This is a genomic window from Dorea sp. MB18-49, from assembly GCF_023669465.1.
Taxonomy (GTDB): Bacteria; Bacillota; Clostridia; order Lachnospirales; family Lachnospiraceae; genus Dorea_A; species Dorea_A longicatena.
On sequence record NZ_JAMOYX010000039.1, the window covers coordinates 1 to 20,386 of the forward strand.

A 20,386-nucleotide genomic window follows, 5' to 3' on the forward strand; every position below is an offset into this window, starting at 1 on the left:
GTATATAATACAGATAACAAGAAGGAAGGGGCCAAAGATTCAATAAAAAGGAGGAATCTGTATGAAGCTTGAGAAGAAAAATTTAATCGTAGAGAGACCTTATAAATCAGTTTATAAGACAGAGGAAGGTATTGTTAAAATATTTGCAACAGATCATCCGAAGTCAGCGGTATTTAATGAAGCATTGAATACAGTGAAAGTTGAAGAAACAGGATTGGATATTCCAAAATTAAAAGAGGTAACTCAGATTAATGGAGAATGGGCACTGCTCATTGAGAACAGAGAAGGAAAAACTTTGGAAGAGATGATGAAAGTTGACCGTGCCAATCTTGAAAAATACATGTCAGATTTTGTAGATCTTCAGCTTAAAGTACAGAGCAAAACGGCCACAACATTACCGAAATTAAAAGACAAACTGGCAGATGAGATAAGAAGTCTGAAAGATTTGGATGCAACAGAACGTTATGAGCTTTTGACCAGATTGGAAGGAATGCCGAAGCATACGAAATTGTGTCACGGTGATTTTAACCCGAGTAATGTGATTGTTGAAAAGAACGGAAAGATGACAGTGATCGACTGGGCACATGCTTCACAGGGAAATGCAAGTGCAGATGCTGCAATGACATATCTGTTATTTGCATTACATGATCAGGAAAGTGCAGATCTTTATCTTAAGTTATTCTGCAAGAAGAGTGACACAGCAAGACAGTATGTAGAACAATGGCTGCCAATCGTAGCTGCTGCAGAGCTTGGGAAAGATATCCGTCTGGAAAAAGACTTCTTGATGAAATGGATCGATGTTATGGAGTATGAATAGATGATATTAATACAGGAAAGGTGTTGCCGCTAATTTCTACCGTGTACTATGGTATAAAAAATAAGCCTCAAAATGAGGCTTATTTTTTATACCATAGTATGCAGGAGACAATGTCAGCTACTAAATAAAATTAGAAAAATACATTTCCACCAATGTTGATTCCGGATACACCGGTTGACGCGGATCTGAACTGCAGACAATTGATAACTGCAGAATGTCTTGCACCACCAAGTGCAGCCCGAGCTACAGAATAAGCGGTGGATGAAGCACCTTTACTCAGTACTTTATTCAATGAACCGTTCCAGGTTGGAGCGAATTGTCCTGACTGGTATATAACAGCACGCAGAGTATTCGGATAAGCCGGGCTTGCTACGCGGTTCATGATAACAGTTGCAACAGCAAGCATTCCATCATAACTACCTGCTTCACATTGAAGGATTGCCGCTAATAATGCGACATCCGTTGTAGATACATTGGTGTTGTTGCCTGTGTTGGTAGTATGGTTGCCGGTATTATTAGTGGTGTTATTTTTATTTTGATTAGTCGAACCGTTTGTTGTTGAATTTGTTTTATTCGCGTTATTCGTAGTATTGGTTGAGTTACTTGGTTTTGAGGCTTCTGATTTTACAGAGCCAGATATTTTATCATTCTGTGCAAGCTTTAATGCTTCCTCGGCAGCTTTGGCACGATCCAACTGTGCCTGATAATTTGCCAGTTCTCCGGAAGTGGATGAAATCTTTGAATTCAGTTCATCACGTTTGCTTGTCAATGTTTCCTGAAGTCCGGAAAGTTTGCTTTGCTGTTCTTCCAGATCTTTCTGTTTCTTTTCTACATTAGCACGAACCTGCTGTAATTCTTCCAGCATAGAGCGGTCATACTTACTGATAGTTGCAACATATTCAGCTTTATTCAGAAAATCTCCCATATTTTCGGAAGTGAGCAGAATCTGAACCAGAGATGCTCCGCCGCCTTCATACATGAATTTGATACGATCTTTCATGGAATCATACTGAGCTTCCTCATCAAGCTGGGCAGAAGCTAGATCCAGTTTTGATTTTTCTACTTTGGCAGCCAGATCCTCTACCTGACTGGAAGCAGTGTCCAGCTCTTTACTTAAAGAAGATAACTGGCTGTTTAAATCGTTTAACTCACCTTTGAGATCAGAGGTGGTATTTTCCAATTCATCTGTCGAAGGTGCTGAATATACCGGAGTACTAACAGAAGCAATTGTTACGGTGCAGATGGTAATTGCCAAAGCCGATCGTAATGCTCGTTTCTTTTTCATACTTATCATAAACATATCCTTTCCCTTTTCGCGAATGCTTATCTATTATACAACAAAATTCATTATAAAGCAAATTTTAGGTTTCTTTTGGCAGGTTAAAGATATATTAAACTTTATGTAAACTAATTCGGAAAAGGTTTACAGAGGAAAGAATTATGTATAAAATAAATAGGTAGAATGTCTGAATAAGAGAGGAATATATATAATATGAAAAAATACGAAGAAGAAAATTATAGGTTGGAAAATATCAGTGAGCAGATCTATCCGTGGATAAAAGCAGAGCTTACGGATTCCCAGGCTTTGAATGGAAAGCATTTTTCGGAAGAAGATGCACCTGTAATTGGGTTCCTTGGGGATCTGAACGTAGTGTTTGCAATTAAAAGAGGGGAAGATATATATGAGATCTTAAAGGATAACATGCTTCCACCTGAATGTGATATCATAAAACTGTATCATAAAGCTTGTGAAAATCTGAACAGAGATGTAGAATTTGTAATTGCGAATACCTGGTATGGGGGATATGGGATCGTAGCAGACGGACATCATGAGGCAAGTTCCGTGTGCTTTAAGCATATCTGGCAGGTCTGCGCAGACAAGTTGAAGGATGATCTGATCATCATGATTCCGAGAAAAGATACAGTGTTGTTTGCTCCGGCCGGAAATAAAGATATCATTGAAAAAATGATCGATCACGGAGAAAAGGCATATGAACAGGGAGAGAATAAGATCAGTAAGAAACTTCTTATGTTTTTAAGAGAAGGAAAGGAATTAATTACATATGAAAATTAAAACCAGAATGATTGGAATGGATCTGGATGGAACACTTTTAAAATCTGACAAAGAGTTGACACAATATACGAAAGATGTGTTGAAAAGAGCGATTGAACAGGGAATTATTGTGATGCCGGCGACGGGAAGACCTATTACGGGAGTGCCAAAGGAACTGCTGGAATTCCCGGGCATACGTTATGCGGTTACTGCGAACGGCGGAAGAGTTATAGATCTTGAGAAGAATGAAGCAATTGTAGAGGAACTGCTTCCACATGATATTGCAGAAGTAATGCTGGACGTATTCGAACATTATGATACATTTCGGGAGATTTATTTTGATGGCGTAGGCTATGCCTCGCGGGAAGCACTGGAACATATTGGTAAATATCTGAGTGTTCCGGCAATGGCGAATTATATTATGTCTACACGTGTGGCAGTGGATGATGTGAGAGTCAAATTTGATGAGACGAAACTTCCTGTAGATAAGATCCAGGCGTTATTTACTTCTGTGGAAGATCGTGATGCGGCCAGAAAAGAGATCGAAGATGTTCCGGGAATTGAGATCACGGGAGCGCTTCCGATGAATCTGGAGATTAATGCAGCAGGAGTGAACAAGGGAAAAGCAATGATCGAACTTGGAAAGCTTCTTGGAATTCCAAGAGAAGAAATCATGGCGTTCGGAGATGGCAACAATGATCTGAAGATGCTGAAAGAAGTAGGAACGGGTGTGGCAATGGAAAATGCCATTCCTTCCGTAAAAGAAGCAGCAGATTATGTGACATTATCCAATGACGAAGAGGGCGTTGCGAAATTTATAGAAAAATATATGCTGGATTAAGGAAAGGAGCGCAACATGTTAGATATTATCAAGGTTATAATTTTAGGAATTGTAGAGGGAATCACAGAGTGGCTTCCTGTCAGCAGTACCGGACATCTGATTCTGGTTGGAAATGTGCTGAAACCAAGTATGAGTGATGCATTTATGGAGATGTTTGATGTGGTTATTCAGTTAGGTGCGATCATGGCAGTTGTAGTACTGTATTTTCATAAGTTGAACCCGTTTTCACCAAGAAAGAGCCACAAGCAGAAGATGCTGACCTGGCAGATGTGGATCAAGGTACTGATCGCATCGGTACCTGCAGGAATCGTAGGAGTTCTGTTCAATGATATTCTGGATGAGATCTTCTATAAACCGATTCCGGTAGCAGTGATGCTGATCGTATATGGTATCTTATTTATCGTTGTAGAAAATCATAATGCAGGCAAAAAACCTTCTGTGACAAGGATCTCCCAGTTAAGTGTACAGATGTTATTATGGATCGGTTTCTTCCAGATGCTTGCGCTGATACCGGGAACATCAAGATCAGGAGCTACGATTGTCGGAGCACTGCTGATCGGAGTATCAAGAGAAGTGGCTGCAGAATTTACATTTTTCCTGGCAATTCCGGCAATGTTTGGTGCCAGTCTTTTGAAACTGATCAAATTCGGTTTCCATTTTACAGGCGCAGAATTTGGTCTTCTGATGCTTGGATGTATCGTGTCTTTTGGATTATCGGTTATTGCGATCAAGTTCCTTATGGGATATATCAAACAGCATGATTTTAAAGTATTTGGATATTATCGTATCGTTTTGGGCGGTCTGATCATTGTATGGACTATTATTCAGACTGTAATTGCATAGAAATGTATAAAGAAAATGGGTGGATGTTTTGCGAATATGTGGAATTATCCACTTGTTTTTTGATTAAAACATGATAATATATTAAGTATATATGTATTTTTATACAGTTTGTCAAAAGAATGGAGGAAAAGATTATGAAATTAAAGAAACTTATCAGTGTAATGCTGATTGGTGCATGTGTATGTTCTATGGCAGCATGCGGATCTAAAAAAGAAGAAAAGAAAATTGAAAGTGCAGATGATCTTAAGGATGCAAAGATTGGTGTTCAGACAGGTACAACAGGCGATATCTACTGTTCTGATGATTTCGGTGATGATCATGTAGAGCGTTTTAATAAAGGTGCAGATGCAGTACAGGCACTGGTAAAAGGAAAGATCGATGCAGTTGTTATTGATAACGAGCCTGCAAAAGCATTTGTAGATGCAAATGACGGACTGAAGATTCTTGAGACACCTTATGTAGAAGAAGATTATGCAATGTGCTTTAAAAAGGGCAATACAGAGCTGGAAGACAAATTCAACGCAGCAATCAAGGAACTGAAAGAAGACGGAACATTTGACAAGATCGTTGGATATTATATCGACGGAACAGAAGAAAAAGGATATGAGTCTCCGGCAGATGTCGATCATTCTAATGGTAAACTTGTGATGGCAACAAATGCAGCATTTGAGCCATATGAATATTATGAAGATAACAAGATTGTTGGTGTTGATGTAGACTTTGCACAGGCAATCGCAGATAAGCTCGGTATGGAACTTACTGTAAATGATATGGAATTTGACTCAATTATTGCAGCAGTTGACAGCGGAAAAGCAGATTTTGGTGCGGCTGGTATGACTGTTACAAAGGAAAGAGAGAAACAGGTAGATTTTTCTGATTCCTATTACACAGGAAAACAGATGATCATCGTTAAGAAATAATCCAGAAGAGTAGGATGAGAATATGCAGGAATTGAAAAGTAGTTTTATTTCGAATTTTATAGATGATAACCGCTGGAGATATATTACAGATGGTCTGAAGATTACTTTGCTGGTTACTGTATTTGCAGTATTGATTGGTGTAGTACTTGGATTTTTGATTGCAATTGTCCGTACAACACATGATAAGACCGGCAAATTGAAGATTCTGAATGCAATCTGTAAAGTTTATCTGACGGTGATCCGTGGAACACCAGTAGTTGTACAGCTGATGATCATTTACTTTATTATATTTGGAAGTGTTGATATCAGTAAGGTTGTCGTTGCGATCGTAGCATTTGGTATTAACTCGGGTGCATATGTTGCCGAGATATTCCGTTCTGGTATTATGTCTATCGATAACGGACAGTTTGAAGCAGGGCGAAGCCTTGGATTTAATTATGCACAGACGATGATGTATATTGTTATGCCACAGGCATTTAAGAATGTACTCCCGACACTTTGTAATGAATTTATCTCTCTGTTAAAGGAAACTTCTGTATCCGGTTATATCGCATTACAGGACCTGACTAAAGGCGGGGATATCATTCGAAGCCGTACATATGATGCATTTATGCCGTTGATCGCCGTTGCACTGATCTATCTGGCAATGGTAATGATATTTACCAAGCTTGTCAGCTTACTGGAGAGGAGGTTGAGAAACAGTGACCACTAAGAAAGATGATGTACTGATCAAAGTAGAAGGTCTGCATAAAATATACGGGGATTTCCATGCGCTGAATGGGATTGACGAGGAGATTCACAGAGGAGAAGTGGTCGTTATTGTAGGACCATCCGGTTCCGGTAAGTCAACATTCCTGCGTTCTCTGAATCTTCTTGAGGTTCCGGATCAGGGACATATCTATTTTGAAGGTGTGGATATTACAGACAAACATGTGGATATTAACAAGCACCGTCAGAAGATGGGAATGGTGTTCCAGCACTTTAATTTATTCCCACATAAGACGATCAAGGAAAATATCACACTTGCTCCGATCAAGCTTCTTGGAAAGAGTAAGGAAGAGGCAGATAAAAGAGCAATGGAACTTCTGGAACGAGTAGGACTTGCCGAAAAGGCAGATTCGTATCCATCGCAGTTATCCGGCGGTCAGAAGCAGAGAATTGCAATTGTCCGTTCGCTGGCAATGGATCCGGATGTGATCCTGTTTGACGAGCCGACATCGGCACTCGATCCGGAGATGGTAGGAGAAGTTCTGGAGCTGATGAAACAGCTTGCAAGAGAAGGCATGACGATGGTTGTGGTAACACACGAGATGGGATTTGCCAAGGAAGTTGGTTCCAGAGTTATCTTTATAGATGCGGGACAGATAAAAGAACAGGCAAAACCGGAGGAATTTTTTGAGAATCCAAAAGATCCTCGTCTTAAGGAATTTTTATCTAAGATTTTATAATGAAAAATGAAAAGGAAATATATAATGTAAATGTTTTCGTTTGCTATGCAGAAAACCTTATAACATTATATATTTCCTTTTTGTGTTTTATGATGTTATAGCAAAATCTCTTACAGGTTATATTTTACAACAGCTGTCCCGTTCGATCAGGTGGTGAGGAACAATGATCTTGGTTGCAAGGAGATTTGGATTTTCTATGTGGTTGATGATCTGGGAAGCGGCTTCACTTCCGAGTTGGCCTGCTCCGATGTCGATTGATGTTAACTGTGGTGAGGTCAGTCTTGCGAACAAAGAGTTATTGAAGGAGATGATCGACAGATCTTCCGGGATTGCAAGATGGTTTTCCAGACAGACTCTTTCTAAAGAGACGGCGAGGATATCGTCGCTGACCAGGATTGCTGTCGGGCGGTCTTTCTGCATAAGGAGCCCGCGTATGGCTTCTTCGTTATTCTCTGATACATTCTTTACTTCCACGCAATATTCCGGACGAACCGGGAGTTGGTGGCTTGCAAGCGCAAGCTGGTAACCGGCTTTGCGATCGGCAGAGAACATCAGGGAGCTGTCGGAACCAAGGTAGGCAATCCGGCGGTGTCCAAGCTGATAAAGATATTCAGCCGCTTCTCTTCCGGCAAGCAGGTTATCATTATCAATATAGATAGTCTGGTTGGTATACTGTGTTGCTTTTCCAATCAGAATATATAAAAGACCTTCGTTAAAAAGGTAATCGATGACGGGATCATCTTTCTTGGAATACAGTATGATGAAACCGTCTACTTTACCACTTCTGGACATAGAGCGAACGGCGTCAAGGATCTCTGCTTCATCCTGCCCGGTTACAATTGTTGTCATATACTGTCTGCCATTACAATAATGGCTGATTCCCTGGATTGCTTCCAGATAGAAGGAGTTCTCATAGACTTCTTTTGCGGAAGCGGGGAGAATGATGCCAATGGTACGCGAATTCTGAGAGGCAAGATTGCTTGCCTGGAAATTCGGCTCATACCCCAGTTCCGCCATAGCCTTTCTGACACGTTCTTTCGTTTCTTCGCTGATGGATGGATTATTTTTACAGGTTCTGGACACGGTGGAAGGAGAGACTCCTGCCAGCGCAGCCACGTCCTTGATCGTTACTGCCATAAAGATAACCTCCGTTTGTTTTGTAGTTCTGATATTCTTGTTTTATACGTTCCGATATCATAGATTTTTCATATATTTTTATTTTACAGCAAAGAAAACAACATTGCAATGCATTTGCATGAAATATTGCGCAAACGCACGCATGAGAAAACATAGGGAAAGTGCACAAAAACAATAATGCAAAATTGTACAAAAAGTAGAAATCAGAGCAAAAAGTAAAATACTAATTGAAAACAATGCAAAAACTGCATATAATTAATGCAAACGGTTGCACAAAACAAATGCAAAAGAAGTGCAGATGAGAAAAACATGAGGAGGTTTTCGTTGTGAACGAGAATGAGAGTAAAAAGGTTCCAGAAGTAATTCTTGCGCCGTTAACCGGAAAGGCAGTGCCTTTAAGTGAAGTACCGGATCCGGTGTTTTCAGATAAGGTATTAGGAGACGGAGTGACAATTATTCCGGCAGATGTCCGCTCATCAAATGTTATCTGTAACGGAAAGAATGCACCGGTTGTATCGGATCATTATGGAGTTATGATAACGGTATAATGGATCATTTTATAATAAGACATCTGCAAAAATATAAAGCAAAAAGGAAATCAAAATAAATAGAAAAAAGAAGAGGGAAAGAAAGATGAGCGAAAGAGCAGCAGGCATACTCATGCCGATCAGCAGCCTTCCATCTGAATATGGAATCGGCTGTTTCTCAAAAAGTGCATATGAATTTGTAGACTGGCTGAAGAAAGCAGGTCAGAGTTACTGGCAGATCCTGCCGCTTGGTCCTACAAGTTACGGGGATTCCCCGTATCAGTCATTTTCTACATTCGCGGGAAACCCATATTTCATCAGTCTGGAGGCACTGGTGGAAGAAGGTGTTCTGACAAAGGCGGAATGTGAGGCCGTAGACTGGGGAAAAGCAAAAGGGAGTATTGATTATAAAAAGATTTACGAAGGGCGTTACCCGCTTCTTCGAAAAGCTTACGAAAGAAGTAAGGTACATGAGAATGCAGAATATCAGAAGTTCGTAGAAGAGAACAGCTGGTGGCTGTCAGATTATGCATTATTTATGGCAGTTAAAGACAGATTTGACGGTGTGGAATGGAAGTTGTGGGCAGATGATATCAAGCTGCGCTGGGGACCTGCCATGGATTATTACCGTGAAGAGTTGTATTTTGATATTGAATTCCAGCAGTATATGCAATTCAAGTTCTATGAACAGTGGATGCAGTTGAAAGCATATGCCAATAAAAAAGGAATTCAGATCATCGGCGATATCCCAATCTATGTGGCAATGGACAGCGCAGATACCTGGGCACATCCGGAATTATTCCAGCTGGATGAGGAAAATGTACCGGTTGCCGTAGCCGGATGCCCGCCGGACGGATTCTCTGCAACCGGACAGTTATGGGGAAATCCACTGTACCGCTGGGGATATCATAAGGAAACCGGCTATCAGTGGTGGATATCTCGTCTGGCTTATGTATTCCGCCTGTATGATGTGGTAAGAATCGATCATTTCCGTGGATTCGATGAGTATTTCTCTATTCCATACGGGGCAGAGACGGCAGTAGACGGACACTGGGAAAAGGGGCCTGGCATGGATCTGTTCTGGAAAGTACGAGAAGCACTGGGTGAAAAACCGGTTATCGCAGAAGACCTTGGATATGTTACGGACAGCGTACGTGATCTGGTAAGAAACAGCGGATTCCCAGGCATGAAGGTGCTGGAATTTGCATTTGATTCGAGAGATTCCGGATCTGCGAACGACTATCTACCGCACAATTATCCGGTGAACAGTGTTGCTTACACAGGAACTCACGACAATGAGACACTTGCCGGTTGGTGGGGAAGCATCAGTAAGGATGAGCAGAAGCTGACCCGCGAATATCTCTGTGATACCTATACACCGGAGGCGGAACTGAATAAGCCTCTGATCAGTCTGATCATGAGAAGCGCAGCAAAATGGTGCGTGATCCCGATGCAAGATTATCTGGGCCTTGATAACAAGTGCCGTATGAATACACCGTCAACTGTCGGAACAAACTGGAAGTGGAGAATCCGCAAGAACCAGTTATCTGTGAAATTACAGAAAGAGATCCATGCGGTGACATTGCGTTATGGAAGAATGAACTGGACGGAAGATGTTGAAGAGGCAGCAGAAGCAGAAAAATAGAATATGTAGTATTAAGAATAAAAATGGCAGATATCATTTGGGGGATATCTGCCATTTTGTCCTTATAAGAAAATTTTGTATGTTCTCTTCAAACTAGATAGGAAGTTCCAGATAAATATCTTTTCCTTCTTTGATAGAGATGACTACTTTACCATGCTTAATTGTAGTAACAGCACCCTGAACGCTTGCAGCAGGTGCAGCCTCAGCAGGAGCTTCCTCTTTGGCAGGAGCCTCTTCTGCTGCTAATTCATCATCAGTCTTGAATCCGTCTACATTGTCTGCTGTCAGTGGACAGAGAGAATCACTAGTCTTTGTTAATTTTGCTCCCAGAACCTGTCCGATCTTCAGACATCCATCAAGATTTAAAAGACCTGAATCTACTAATTCATCGAAGATTGACGGATCCTCTAAGTTTGCTGGTTCAATTGTAATTCCGCCTTCTGCTCTACAACATAATACGGCAGGATCGTTAGCATGAGCTTTCGCTGTTTCCGCTGTAATTGACATATCGAATACCTCCTAAATATTCATATTTATTTTCTATGAATAGTATAGGCTTTTCTAAATGAATTTTCCAATTGGTTTTTTCTATAAGGACAAAATGAAATAGAAAATACCTATAATAATAGAAAAAATGAAAAGATTCAATAGAATATGACATATAGAAAATGCCTATAAGTACATGAGAATAACCAATTGGTAATTTAAAGAAAACGGGGATATAATAAATTCAAACGATAATATTGTTAGTGGCAAGGATCAGCCACATTCCCTTCTAAGAGCCCTTTTCCTGAAAGTGTCTTCCCCAAGACGACATTTCCAGGAAAAGGGCTTTGACGTTGTATAGAGAGATAAGTTATAATAAACCATATGTTCGAAAATAAAATAAGTGAGGAAACAACAGCAAAGGCACTTGTTTCCCAAATGGACAATGGAGAAACAGATGGAACATAAAGTAGTGAAAAAAACAGAAGTGAAAGTCGAAGAAGCAAAATCAAAAAAAGACAGAGAACTGCAGGAACCGAAGATGTCCTCAGAGGCAGAGCTTAGAAATATTGTAAAGCCGTTGGTGAACTGGTATCGGGAGAATAAACGGGATCTGCCGTGGCGCCATAATCCGGATGCATACAGGGTATGGATATCCGAGATCATGCTGCAGCAGACACGGGTAGAAGCAGTAAAAGGATATTATGACCGGTTCTTAAAAGCACTTCCGACAGTGAAAGATCTTGCAGAAGCAGAAGAAGATAAACTGCTGAAACTGTGGGAAGGATTAGGATATTATAATCGTGTACGAAATATGCAGAAAGCGGCACAGCAGATCATGGTTGATCATGCGGGAAGGTTTCCGGATACTTATGAAGAAATATTGCAATTGAAGGGAATTGGCAATTACACGGCGGGGGCAATCAGTGCATTTGCCTATGGAATCCCGAAACCGGCAGTGGATGGCAATGTGCTCAGGGTGATTTCCAGAATTACGGGTAGCTATGAAGATATCATGAAACAAAGCGTCCGCAAAAAGATAGAAAGTGCACTGGAACAGGTGATACCTACAGATGCCGCCAGCGATTTTAACCAAGGACTGATTGAACTGGGGGCAATTGTGTGTGTTCCGAACGGGGGACCGAAATGTGAACAATGTCCGGTAAAAGAGTATTGTATTGCACATGCAGAGAATCTGACAGCGGAGATACCGGTAAAGAAGAAAGCAAAGGCCAGAAAGATCGAAGAAAGAACTGTACTGATCTTCAAAGACGGTAAACAGATTGCAATCCGAAAACGTCCGGCAAAAGGATTGCTGGCCGGATTATATGAATTCCCGAATCTGGAAGGAAAATTTTCAATGGCTGAAGTTACGGAATACAGCAAGAAGATTGGTCTGATGCCGGTCCGCATACAGGAACTTCCGGAGGCGAAACATATCTTCAGTCATATTGAATGGCATATGACAGGTTATGAAGTGACCGTAGATGAACTGGAGAAGACGAATGAGGAAGGTTTTCTGTTCATTCATCCGGAGCAGATAAAAAAAGAATATTCGATACCGTCGGCATTTGAGAAGTATACGGAGTATGCAGGAATTCGGAGTAAATAGATAAGGAGGTGTATGTTTTGGATGTACACCTCCTTAATTTATATCGTCATGTGTTCGAAAGAAACTGCCAGTGCTAGGTTTTGTAGATCAGAGAGAAAATAAAAAAGCCACAAGAAGAAATGAAAAAATTCTAGGGAGTAATACCAAATGTCAGTTGTTTCAATTGCTGGATGTATTTCTGAATAAGTGTGCGTGTCTGGTTCTCTGGAGTTATGTATTCCGAATCGGCCAATAATTGGAAAAATTCAGAAAATGCATTGCAGATACTACTTTCCTGAATGATGACGAAAGTAAAGCGTTATCAGAAGCAATTCTTGATAAATACTGTGAAGTTACTGGTTGCAATAAAGAATATGTATGGAAAACAGATACAATGAGCGGAAATAACTGGAGTCAGGTACCGGTAACGATTGTTGAAATGGGATATATGACAAATCCGGAGGAAGATGTTCTGATGCAGACAGCAGAATATCAACAAAAAATGGTGCAGTGGATCCAGTGAACAATCAACTCAATTTCCTGGTAGGGAATATCCGACTTCAAAAAAATCCGGGAAAATGACTACTACTACATAGATAAAAGCGGACTGATCAAAGAACTGCTAAAAAGAGAGTCTGCGGAAGTTACACTGATCACCCGTCCGAGACGCTTTGGAAAAACAATGGGGATGAGTATGCTTGCCCATTTTTTGATATACGGTCCGATAACAGGAGGTTATTCGATGGTCTTGAAATTATCTACGATGAAGCATTGTGCAGTGCATGGATGAATCTTTTTAAAGAGTTAAAAAGTGGAAGTGCGGGAAAGATTCAGGTAGGACAGTCCCTGCATACTATGAGTACGGCATTGAAAGATAATACGACACTTCGGTTTGCGGTGATAACAGGTTGTCTGAAGATTGCAAAAGAAAGTATCTTCACAGGAACGAATAATTTTGTGCCTGATAATATTACGGATTCCAGATTCAATGAATATTTTGGATTTACACAGGAAGAAGTAGATCAGATTCTGACCGACGCAAATGTGTCCGGAAAGGCAGAAGAAGTGAAAAGATGGTATGATGGTTATCATTTTGGACGCTTCGATGTATATTGCCCGTGGGATGTCATGAATTATATGCGGGATCTGCAGCAAAATCCGGAAGCAGCACCGGCAAGTTATTGGAAGAATACAAGTGACGATGCGGTAATCCGTTCTTTTATCGAGTATGCCGGAAGTAATATTACGAAAAAGCTGGAAACACTGCTTGCTCGGTTACGGCATCGCATTTTTCAAAAAGCGCTGTCTGTTAAAGAAAACGGAACAAAAATAAAAAGATGCAGGTAACTGTCAGTTATATAACAGTTACCTGCATCTTTCTTTTCATAGCATAATATACAAAAAATTGCCAATAGCTAGTCATTTCTATATTCATGTTACGTCGGCTGCTGAGAAAGCTTCGGCGCTTTCTTATCCGCTGTCACATACACGAATGGATAAATAATACATGCCATCGTAACAGCTGCAATCACGTCCGTCACGGAATGCTGTTTTAAGAACATTGTAGACAGGATAATGAGCACTGCCAGAATATAGGCACTGATCTGAATCCATCTGTGCTTTTTAAGATCATTACTGTGTGAAATAGCAATACTGACACCGATGGAATTAAATACGTGGATACTAGGAAGCACGTTCGTCGGTGTGTCTGTCTTGTACAGGACTTTTACCATATCTGTAAATACATTATCGCGTGGAAATACAGTTGGTCTCAAATTTAATGCATTTGGGAAAACCGTGCATATGATCAGGAAAATCGTCATACCTGAAAATAAAAAAGCACATAGTCTGTAAAATCCCCATTTATCCTTAATAAGGAAATAAGCTACCGTTACGGCAATGAATACAAACCACACTAAATACGGCACGATAAAATATTCAATAAACGGAATATGATTGTCGATTGGGGAATGTATCATGTAATGACGTACATTCGTGCGCTTCTCCAGATAAACAAACCATGGCATATAGATCAGAAAGTATGATAATACCCATGCATGACGGTACTTCTTCAAAAAACTCTTTGCTTTATCAATGGCTTTCATATGAACTACCCCTTTTTCAAAGCCTTTGTTATTATCTTATCTCGTTTCAAAGCGCATTATAACATGAAAAAATTGAATCAACAATAAAGTTCATGGAATATTAACATTTTTTACAAAGTTAATAGTAAGTGTTCTTTTTCTCGAATATCTGCATATCATAATGCCGTTTTCCCTTTTTTAAAGCATCAGGTGTCCGCAGAGTCCACACTGCAACCGGAAGATGCAGAATGTACTTTAAAAACCAGACTTCAAACATCGGAAGGTCTGCAAGCTTATACGAAATAAAATCCGGCCGTCCGAGTACATTACCAAGCAGATGCTTTACAACAAAGGTCAGGATCCATGGCTCCGGAAGATGGTCGGCAGTCAGGTTGGAAGAAAGCTGACCTCTTAAGACATGGGGTACATGACGGCGGAACCACCAGATACCAAGTGTGTTGAAAGACTGTACCATATAAGGTCCGTTATAATTTTTAAGAATCTCCCAGGTCTTTTCACAGATGCCAAGAGAAGACTTTGGAATCTTCAGTTCGATCAGAAGCGGAACCTGGCCGCCCACCAGGGATAGTACATCGGTGAAAAGTGGGATAGTCTCATTCGTATTCTGTAACCGGCAGCTTTGTAATTCTTTTAAAGGGAGTGATTCAATGGTTTCCGGTCGTCCACAGATACGAGACAGGTCGTCATCATGGAATACGACAAGTTTTTCGTCGCTTGTCAGATGGACATCCAGTTCGATCCCATATCCATGGGAGATAGCGGCACGGAAAGAAGGTATGGAATTTTCGGGAATCCCTTTTTCAATACAATGATATCCACGATGGGCGAACATCGTGTGAAGAAATGGACGGATCTGTCGTTTCCTAGACAGTCTCGGCCAGATCAGATAAAAGTAAAATAATATAAGAAATACAATAATTCCGGTAATCAGTAAACGCATAAAAGAACCTCCCCGTGAACAATATGATTAACAAGGTGTAATAATACGTAACTTTTCTTTCTCCAGATGTACGTGGATCTCAGATTGTAAAAAGACGGGCTCGCCGTCTGTATGTACAGGCAGTGGGTAATCGCTTATGACAGTCACTTCTGTGCAGGTATCAAGATGGATTCCATGGAAACGTGTGTGCCATCCTTTGAAGGCCGTTGGCAGCAGACAAAGAACTTTAAGTCTCGGTAATTCTGCTACGGTAATGATATCTAACCTGTCATCTGTACCACTGGCAGCAGGACAGAAGTTAAAACCGCCACCTTCATATTTCAGATTCATAACAGCTGTGAAATATACTTTTTCATATGTTTTTGTCTCACCATTTTCGGTTGTGACCGTCATAGTGACTGGTTTTAATGTGAACAGTTTATGAAGGGCAACACCAAGATATGTAAGCTTTCCGAGCTTCAGCCGGTTGAGGAAAGCCTTAAGCGGTGTGACCATCACCTGATGACAGACTGCAGCATCGAAGCCAATTCCGGTACTTACAGCGAATCTTCGGTGCTTATTCTCGTAATCAAGTACACCTACATTCATGGCGGTGTAATGCGTTGGGGCAAGAATCTGCTCCAGGGCACCGTGAATATCCGTTGGAAGACCAAGGCCTCTGGCAAAGTCATTGCCGGATCCAAGCGGAATATATCCGAGTGTTACCTTATCGAGATATACGATTCCGTCGATCACTTCATTCAAAGTACCATCGCCTCCCAGTACAACGATCGTATGGGATGCGCTATCGGAGGTAAGATCATGAACCAGTCTGGTAGCATGATGCTGGTATTTAGTAAATAAAACTTTATATTCAATTTCTTTTTCCTGTAAGATCTTCTCAATCTGTTTCCAGAGAAGAATCCCTCTGCCGGATCTGGCATTAGGATTGGCAATAAATGTGTACATATCGCATTCATCCTTTGTAAGTTTTTGAAATTCGATAAAGTATCTATATGATGTAATGATTTGTTAGAATAATCCGTTCAGATAAGTAGTAAGGGACCGACGCATATTACCTTCAAAATCAGCATCGCCGCTTTTTAAGCACCATTCGAATACATTTCCGATTACGATCATACGGATGTCAGTTGTAATATCCTCAAGGTCTGCCGACGGGGAAATGATTCCGGATTCGATCACACGCTTCAGATAATCATGAACGGTAACGATCGGGTATGGTCTTTCTGTACGGATCAAAGGGTTCAGTGACTGATTCTTAGGTGTATAATAATTGGCCATGAATTCCACTCCGAGCTCTTCGCAGTAGTGAACATAATTTAAATAAACTGAGATGATTGCTTCTTTTGTCTCAGCAGCACTGGACGGAAGTTCAAGAAGATCCGGATCCATACTTGGCTGTTCTTCTATATAATAAGAAAGAAGATCATCTTTCGTCTTAAAATGGTGATAAAAACTTCCGTTGGAAACGCCTGCTTCTTCGCAGATATTTTTGATTGACAGTTGTTCATAGCCCTGCTTTTGCAGAATGCGTTTGGCTGCTTGGAAGATCTTGGCGCGTGTTTCTCTGGATTTGATTTGTTGTTTTGAGAGTCCCTGTGTTTCCTGATTCATAAGTAAAAGCCCCTTTGAGTATTTATATTTTCTAATAAGTTCAAGCAGTTTCAGTATAACATAGAGAAAATGTATTTTCAAGAAAACAGAGTGAACTCTGTATTGCCGGCGGCATTGCATACGGAAGTGAATTCAGTTATAATTATCCGCGTAATAAAGAAGAGAAAAATCTTCGAAATACAGCAAGAAAGGGACAGACAAAACATATGGATATTAATCAGGTGATTACCGGAGAACTTGGTGTCAAGAGATGGCAGGTAGATGCTGCGGTAAAATTAATTGATGAAGGCAATACGATTCCGTTTATCGCAAGATATAGAAAAGAAGTTACAGGAACATTGGACGATGCACAACTGCGGACGCTGTATGAAAGACTGATGTACCTGCGTAATCTGGAAGAAAAGAAAGAACAGGTTCTGGCAAGTATCGAAGAACAGGGAAAGCTTACCGAAGAACTGAAAAAGCAGATCCTGGCAGCAGAGACAATGGTAGTGGTAGAAGATTTTTACCGCCCATACCGGCCGAAACGCCGGACACGTGCCATGATTGCAAAAGAGAAGGGACTGGAACCGCTTGCAGCACTTATCACACTTCAGAAAGCGGAGAAACCGATAGAAGTGTATGCAGAAGAATATGTGAATCCGGAGAAAGAAGTAAAATCCGTAAAAGAAGCAATTGACGGAGCAAAAGATATCATCGCCGAATCGGTATCGGATGAGGCAGATTACAGAAGCTGGATCCGTAAAGCAACCGTACAGCACGGAAAAGTAATTTCACAGGCAAAAGACGAAAAAGCAGAGTCGGTATACGAGATGTACTATGATTTTGAAGAGCCGGTGACAAAGCTTGCAGGCCACAGAGTGCTTGCACTGAACCGCGGGGAGAAAGAAAAGTTCCTTACAGTAAAGATCGAAGCACCGCAGGATGACATCTTAAGATATCTGGAAAAGAAGATGATCCACAGTGATAACCCGCATACCACACCGATTTTAAAAGAAGTAGCAGAAGACAGCTATAAGCGTCTGATCGCACCGGCAATCGAGCGTGAGATCCGAAGCGACCTGACAGAGAAGGCAGAAGACGGGGCAATCAGCGTATTTAAGAAGAACCTGCACCAGCTTCTGATGCAGCCTCCGATTGTAGGACAGACTGTACTTGGCTGGGATCCTGCATTCCGTACCGGATGTAAGCTTGCAGTTGTAGATCCGACCGGTAAAGTGATCGGAACGACAGTGATCTACCCGACAGCGCCGACGACACCGAAGAAAATCCAGGCGTCCAAAGACCTGCTGAAGAAGATTATTGCAAAATATAACATTACACTGATCTCCGTAGGAAATGGTACTGCATCCAGAGAGTCTGAGCAGTTCATTGTAGAACTGTTAAAAGAGATCCCGCAGAAAGTGCAGTATGTAATCGTAAATGAAGCAGGAGCTTCTGTGTATTCTGCAAGTAAGCTCGCATCAGAAGAATTTCCGAAATTTGATGTGGGACAGAGAAGTGCGACGTCTATTGCAAGAAGACTGCAGGATCCGCTGGCAGAGCTTGTAAAGATTGATCCGAAATCCATTGGTGTCGGACAGTATCAGCATGATATGAACCAGAAGAAATTAAGCGAAGCCTTATCCGGAGTTGTCGAAGATTGTGTAAATAAAGTCGGAGTTGACCTGAATACAGCATCCGCACCGTTACTTTCTTATATTTCAGGTATTTCCGGTGCGATTGCTAAGAACATTGTGGCATACAGAGAAGAAAACGGAAGATTCACAGACAGAAAACAGCTTCTGAAGGTTGCAAAGCTTGGACCAAAGGCGTTCGAACAATGTGCCGGATTCATGAGAATACAGAACGGTACGAATCCGTTAGACGGAACCAGTGTACATCCGGAGTCTTATGAAGCTGCAGAAAAACTTCTGAAGAAACAGGGATTTTCACTGGAAGACATCAGCGGAGGAAAGCTTACCGGACTTTCTCTTACAATCAAAGACTATGCAAGACTTGCAAAAGAACTGGAGATCGGAGAGATCACCCTCCGGGATATTGTGAAAGAACTGGAAAAACCGGGACGTGACCCGCGTGATGAGATGCCGAAACCGATCTTAAGAACAGATGTCTTAGATATGAAAGACTTAAAAGAAGGCATGATCCTTAAAGGAACCGTAAGAAATGTCATTGACTTTGGTGTGTTTGTAGATATCGGAGTGCACCAGGACGGACTGGTACACATTTCCGAGATTACGGATAAGAAATTCATTAAGCATCCGCTGGAAGTGGTAAGTGTTGGCGATATCGTGGATGTAAAAGTGATGAGCGTGGATCTTAAGAAGAAGAGAATCCAGCTTACGATGAAAGGAATTTCATAATCTGGAAAATGAAGAAAGAGAATCCACATTATTAATATAAAAATGTGGAAAACATGAGTTTACAGGCAGTTATATGGGGATAACTGTCTGTAACGGGTTATATGTATAATCGCAAAATAAAATACGGAGAGAGGATGGGACATATGAAAAAAAGTTGGGGAAAAACAATCAAAACTATTCTGGGTGTGCTGGTCGGTAATCTTGTACTGTCATTTGCTGTGGCTGCGTTTACCGTGCCAAATGGGATCATCATGGGAGGTGCAACCGGTATCGGTCTTACGATCAGCCATTATTTTCCGGTGAACCTGTCGCTGATCATTTTGGCAATCAATGCGGTGCTGTTCGTTCTCGGTGCAGTATTTCTGGGAAAGAAGTTTGCATTGACAACGATCATCAGTTCTTTTATTTATCCAATATTCCTGTCGATGGTACAGTCCATTCCGGGAATAGACAAAGTGACGGAGAATAATGCTATGCTTGCGGCATTATATGGAGGGGTCCTTCTTGGAATCGGTATCGGATTGGTGGTAAGAGTAGGTGCATCTACCGGTGGAACCGATATACTGGCACTTGTGTTACATAAATGGTTCCATGTCCCGGTAGCGGTATTCTTGTATATCGTAGATTTTTCGGTGCTGGGACTTCAGATGCTGTTTTCAGATTCGGAACAGATACTGTATGGTATTCTGAATTTATTTTTAAGTACGGTTGTGCTGAACCGGGTGATGCTTCTTGGAAAGTCACAGATCCAGTTATTTATAATTTCGGACAAATACAGAGAAATCCGTCAGAAAGTCTTAACGGATATTGATGCCGGAGTGACAATGGTAGACATCGAGACCGGTTATGGAGAACAGAAGCAGCAGGGCGTATTATGTGTCATCCACAGCAGAAAGCTGTATTCTGTAAAAGAGGCAATTCAGGAGATTGATCCGAAAGCATTTATCACGATCACGCAGATCAATGAGGTAAGAGGACGTGGATTTACAATGGAAAAGCTGCGTTACGACGAATTGAATCATACGAAAAACTAGACTTTGCAGGCATTGTGAGTTA

Annotated in this window: 18 protein-coding genes and 3 pseudogenes; 14 read left to right on the top strand and 7 right to left on the bottom strand. The window is 41.1% G+C overall.

Annotated features, from left to right (window positions below):
- Positions 1–61 precede the first annotated feature (61 nt).
- Complete coding sequence (locus NCY30_RS11135) at positions 62–817, top strand: phosphotransferase family protein (protein ID WP_006427414.1); 756 nt, start codon at positions 62–64, stop codon at positions 815–817.
- A 130-nt stretch (positions 818–947) separates the two neighbouring features.
- Here NCY30_RS11135 and NCY30_RS11140 read toward each other — a convergent pair whose 3' ends face one another.
- Positions 948–2,111, bottom strand: a complete 1,164-nt coding sequence (locus tag NCY30_RS11140) for a cell wall hydrolase (RefSeq protein WP_055181622.1) — start codon at positions 2,109–2,111, stop codon at positions 948–950.
- Between the two features lie 198 nt (positions 2,112–2,309).
- Between NCY30_RS11140 and NCY30_RS11145 the strand changes: the two genes are divergently transcribed.
- From NCY30_RS11145 to NCY30_RS11170, 6 genes are all read left to right on the top strand, one after another.
- Positions 2,310–2,891 (top strand): hypothetical protein, encoded by a 582-nt coding sequence (locus NCY30_RS11145; protein WP_250818748.1) that lies wholly within the window; start codon positions 2,310–2,312, stop codon positions 2,889–2,891.
- Positions 2,881–3,711 carry a Cof-type HAD-IIB family hydrolase gene (locus NCY30_RS11150; RefSeq protein ID WP_195369200.1) on the top strand — a complete coding sequence of 277 codons (831 nt, stop codon included), beginning with the start codon at positions 2,881–2,883 and terminating at the stop codon, positions 3,709–3,711. The genes NCY30_RS11145 and NCY30_RS11150 overlap by 11 nt, the downstream gene beginning before the upstream one ends.
- Positions 3,712–3,726: 15 nt before the next feature.
- Positions 3,727–4,554: an undecaprenyl-diphosphate phosphatase gene (locus tag NCY30_RS11155; RefSeq protein ID WP_006427418.1), complete on the top strand. Its 828-nt coding sequence runs from the start codon at positions 3,727–3,729 to the stop codon at positions 4,552–4,554.
- A 134-nt stretch (positions 4,555–4,688) separates the two neighbouring features.
- On the top strand, positions 4,689–5,474 hold the full coding sequence (locus NCY30_RS11160) for a transporter substrate-binding domain-containing protein (RefSeq protein ID WP_055194567.1): 786 nt from the start codon (positions 4,689–4,691) through the stop codon (positions 5,472–5,474).
- A 22-nt stretch (positions 5,475–5,496) separates the two neighbouring features.
- Complete coding sequence (locus NCY30_RS11165) at positions 5,497–6,186, top strand: amino acid ABC transporter permease (protein ID WP_006427420.1); 690 nt, start codon at positions 5,497–5,499, stop codon at positions 6,184–6,186.
- A complete protein-coding gene (locus NCY30_RS11170; protein WP_022415185.1) occupies positions 6,176–6,922 on the top strand; it encodes an amino acid ABC transporter ATP-binding protein in 747 nt (248 codons plus the stop codon). The genes NCY30_RS11165 and NCY30_RS11170 overlap by 11 nt, the downstream gene beginning before the upstream one ends.
- Before the next feature lie 117 nt (positions 6,923–7,039).
- Here the strand turns inward: NCY30_RS11170 and NCY30_RS11175 are convergent, their stop codons facing one another.
- Positions 7,040–8,059: a LacI family DNA-binding transcriptional regulator gene (locus NCY30_RS11175; RefSeq protein ID WP_055194565.1), complete on the bottom strand. Its 1,020-nt coding sequence runs from the start codon at positions 8,057–8,059 to the stop codon at positions 7,040–7,042.
- Positions 8,060–8,385: 326 nt separating this feature from the next.
- On the opposite strand from NCY30_RS11175, the gene NCY30_RS11180 reads away from it, so the two are divergent.
- Entirely contained in the window at positions 8,386–8,607 is a 222-nt protein-coding gene (locus NCY30_RS11180) for a PTS glucose transporter subunit IIA (protein ID WP_173784805.1), read from the top strand.
- An 85-nt stretch (positions 8,608–8,692) separates the two neighbouring features.
- Positions 8,693–10,231, top strand: coding sequence for a 4-alpha-glucanotransferase (gene malQ / locus NCY30_RS11185; protein ID WP_173784804.1), 1,539 nt, complete (start codon positions 8,693–8,695; stop codon positions 10,229–10,231).
- 96 nt (positions 10,232–10,327) lie between these two features.
- On the opposite strand, the pseudogene NCY30_RS11190 reads toward malQ, so the two are convergent.
- A pseudogene (locus NCY30_RS11190) lies at positions 10,328–10,738 on the bottom strand (D-proline reductase (dithiol) proprotein PrdA); the annotation flags it as partial.
- 556 nt (positions 10,739–11,294) lie between these two features.
- On the opposite strand from NCY30_RS11190, the pseudogene mutY reads away from it, so the two are divergent.
- From mutY to NCY30_RS11205, 3 genes and pseudogenes are all read left to right on the top strand, one after another.
- A pseudogene (mutY, locus tag NCY30_RS11195) lies at positions 11,295–12,329 on the top strand (A/G-specific adenine glycosylase); the annotation flags it as partial.
- Positions 12,330–12,564: 235 nt separating this feature from the next.
- Entirely contained in the window at positions 12,565–12,831 is a 267-nt protein-coding gene (locus NCY30_RS11200) for an N-acetylmuramoyl-L-alanine amidase (RefSeq protein ID WP_330589473.1), read from the top strand.
- Positions 12,832–12,858: 27 nt separating this feature from the next.
- Positions 12,859–13,580 (top strand): annotated as a pseudogene (locus tag NCY30_RS11205) (AAA family ATPase); the annotation flags it as partial.
- A 164-nt stretch (positions 13,581–13,744) separates the two neighbouring features.
- Here the strand turns inward: NCY30_RS11205 and NCY30_RS11210 are convergent.
- The 4 genes from NCY30_RS11210 to NCY30_RS11225 all read right to left on the bottom strand — a co-directional run bounded on the left by NCY30_RS11210 (position 13,745) and on the right by NCY30_RS11225 (position 16,967).
- On the bottom strand, positions 13,745–14,413 hold the full coding sequence (locus NCY30_RS11210; protein ID WP_006427437.1) for a phosphatase PAP2 family protein: 669 nt from the start codon (positions 14,411–14,413) through the stop codon (positions 13,745–13,747).
- A gap of 118 nt (positions 14,414–14,531) precedes the next feature.
- Positions 14,532–15,353 (bottom strand): glycerophosphodiester phosphodiesterase, encoded by an 822-nt coding sequence (locus NCY30_RS11215; protein WP_006427438.1) that lies wholly within the window; start codon positions 15,351–15,353, stop codon positions 14,532–14,534.
- Positions 15,354–15,380: 27 nt separating this feature from the next.
- Complete coding sequence (locus NCY30_RS11220) at positions 15,381–16,301, bottom strand: diacylglycerol/lipid kinase family protein (RefSeq protein WP_006427439.1); 921 nt, start codon at positions 16,299–16,301, stop codon at positions 15,381–15,383.
- A 63-nt stretch (positions 16,302–16,364) separates the two neighbouring features.
- Positions 16,365–16,967, bottom strand: coding sequence for a TetR/AcrR family transcriptional regulator (locus NCY30_RS11225; RefSeq protein ID WP_022415175.1), 603 nt, complete (start codon positions 16,965–16,967; stop codon positions 16,365–16,367).
- A 206-nt stretch (positions 16,968–17,173) separates the two neighbouring features.
- On the opposite strand from NCY30_RS11225, the gene NCY30_RS11230 reads away from it, so the two are divergent.
- Both NCY30_RS11230 and NCY30_RS11235 read left to right on the top strand, forming a co-directional pair.
- Positions 17,174–19,330 carry a Tex family protein gene (locus NCY30_RS11230; RefSeq protein ID WP_195369199.1) on the top strand — a complete coding sequence of 719 codons (2,157 nt, stop codon included), beginning with the start codon at positions 17,174–17,176 and terminating at the stop codon, positions 19,328–19,330.
- Positions 19,331–19,473: 143 nt separating this feature from the next.
- Positions 19,474–20,364 (top strand): YitT family protein, encoded by an 891-nt coding sequence (locus tag NCY30_RS11235; protein ID WP_055181625.1) that lies wholly within the window; start codon positions 19,474–19,476, stop codon positions 20,362–20,364.
- Positions 20,365–20,386: the final 22 nt, after the last annotated feature.

Excerpts from the sequence above, each read along its gene's own strand:
- malQ (WP_173784804.1), top strand. The coding sequence starts at position 8,693 with ATGAGCGAAAGAGCAGCAGGCATACTCATGCCGATCAGCAGCCTTCCA.
- NCY30_RS11220 (WP_006427439.1), bottom strand. The coding sequence starts at position 16,301 with ATGTACACATTTATTGCCAATCCTAATGCCAGATCCGGCAGAGGGATT.
- NCY30_RS11145 (WP_250818748.1), top strand. The coding sequence starts at position 2,310 with ATGAAAAAATACGAAGAAGAAAATTATAGGTTGGAAAATATCAGTGAG.
- NCY30_RS11235 (WP_055181625.1), top strand. The coding sequence starts at position 19,474 with ATGAAAAAAAGTTGGGGAAAAACAATCAAAACTATTCTGGGTGTGCTG.
- NCY30_RS11215 (WP_006427438.1), bottom strand. The coding sequence starts at position 15,353 with ATGCGTTTACTGATTACCGGAATTATTGTATTTCTTATATTATTTTAC.
- NCY30_RS11175 (WP_055194565.1), bottom strand. The coding sequence starts at position 8,059 with ATGGCAGTAACGATCAAGGACGTGGCTGCGCTGGCAGGAGTCTCTCCT.
- NCY30_RS11150 (WP_195369200.1), top strand. The coding sequence starts at position 2,881 with ATGAAAATTAAAACCAGAATGATTGGAATGGATCTGGATGGAACACTT.
- NCY30_RS11165 (WP_006427420.1), top strand. The coding sequence starts at position 5,497 with ATGCAGGAATTGAAAAGTAGTTTTATTTCGAATTTTATAGATGATAAC.
- NCY30_RS11225 (WP_022415175.1), bottom strand. The coding sequence starts at position 16,967 with ATGAATCAGGAAACACAGGGACTCTCAAAACAACAAATCAAATCCAGA.
- NCY30_RS11160 (WP_055194567.1), top strand. The coding sequence starts at position 4,689 with ATGAAATTAAAGAAACTTATCAGTGTAATGCTGATTGGTGCATGTGTA.
- NCY30_RS11140 (WP_055181622.1), bottom strand. The coding sequence starts at position 2,111 with ATGATAAGTATGAAAAAGAAACGAGCATTACGATCGGCTTTGGCAATT.
- NCY30_RS11135 (WP_006427414.1), top strand. The coding sequence starts at position 62 with ATGAAGCTTGAGAAGAAAAATTTAATCGTAGAGAGACCTTATAAATCA.
- NCY30_RS11230 (WP_195369199.1), top strand. The coding sequence starts at position 17,174 with ATGGATATTAATCAGGTGATTACCGGAGAACTTGGTGTCAAGAGATGG.
- NCY30_RS11155 (WP_006427418.1), top strand. The coding sequence starts at position 3,727 with ATGTTAGATATTATCAAGGTTATAATTTTAGGAATTGTAGAGGGAATC.
- NCY30_RS11210 (WP_006427437.1), bottom strand. The coding sequence starts at position 14,413 with ATGAAAGCCATTGATAAAGCAAAGAGTTTTTTGAAGAAGTACCGTCAT.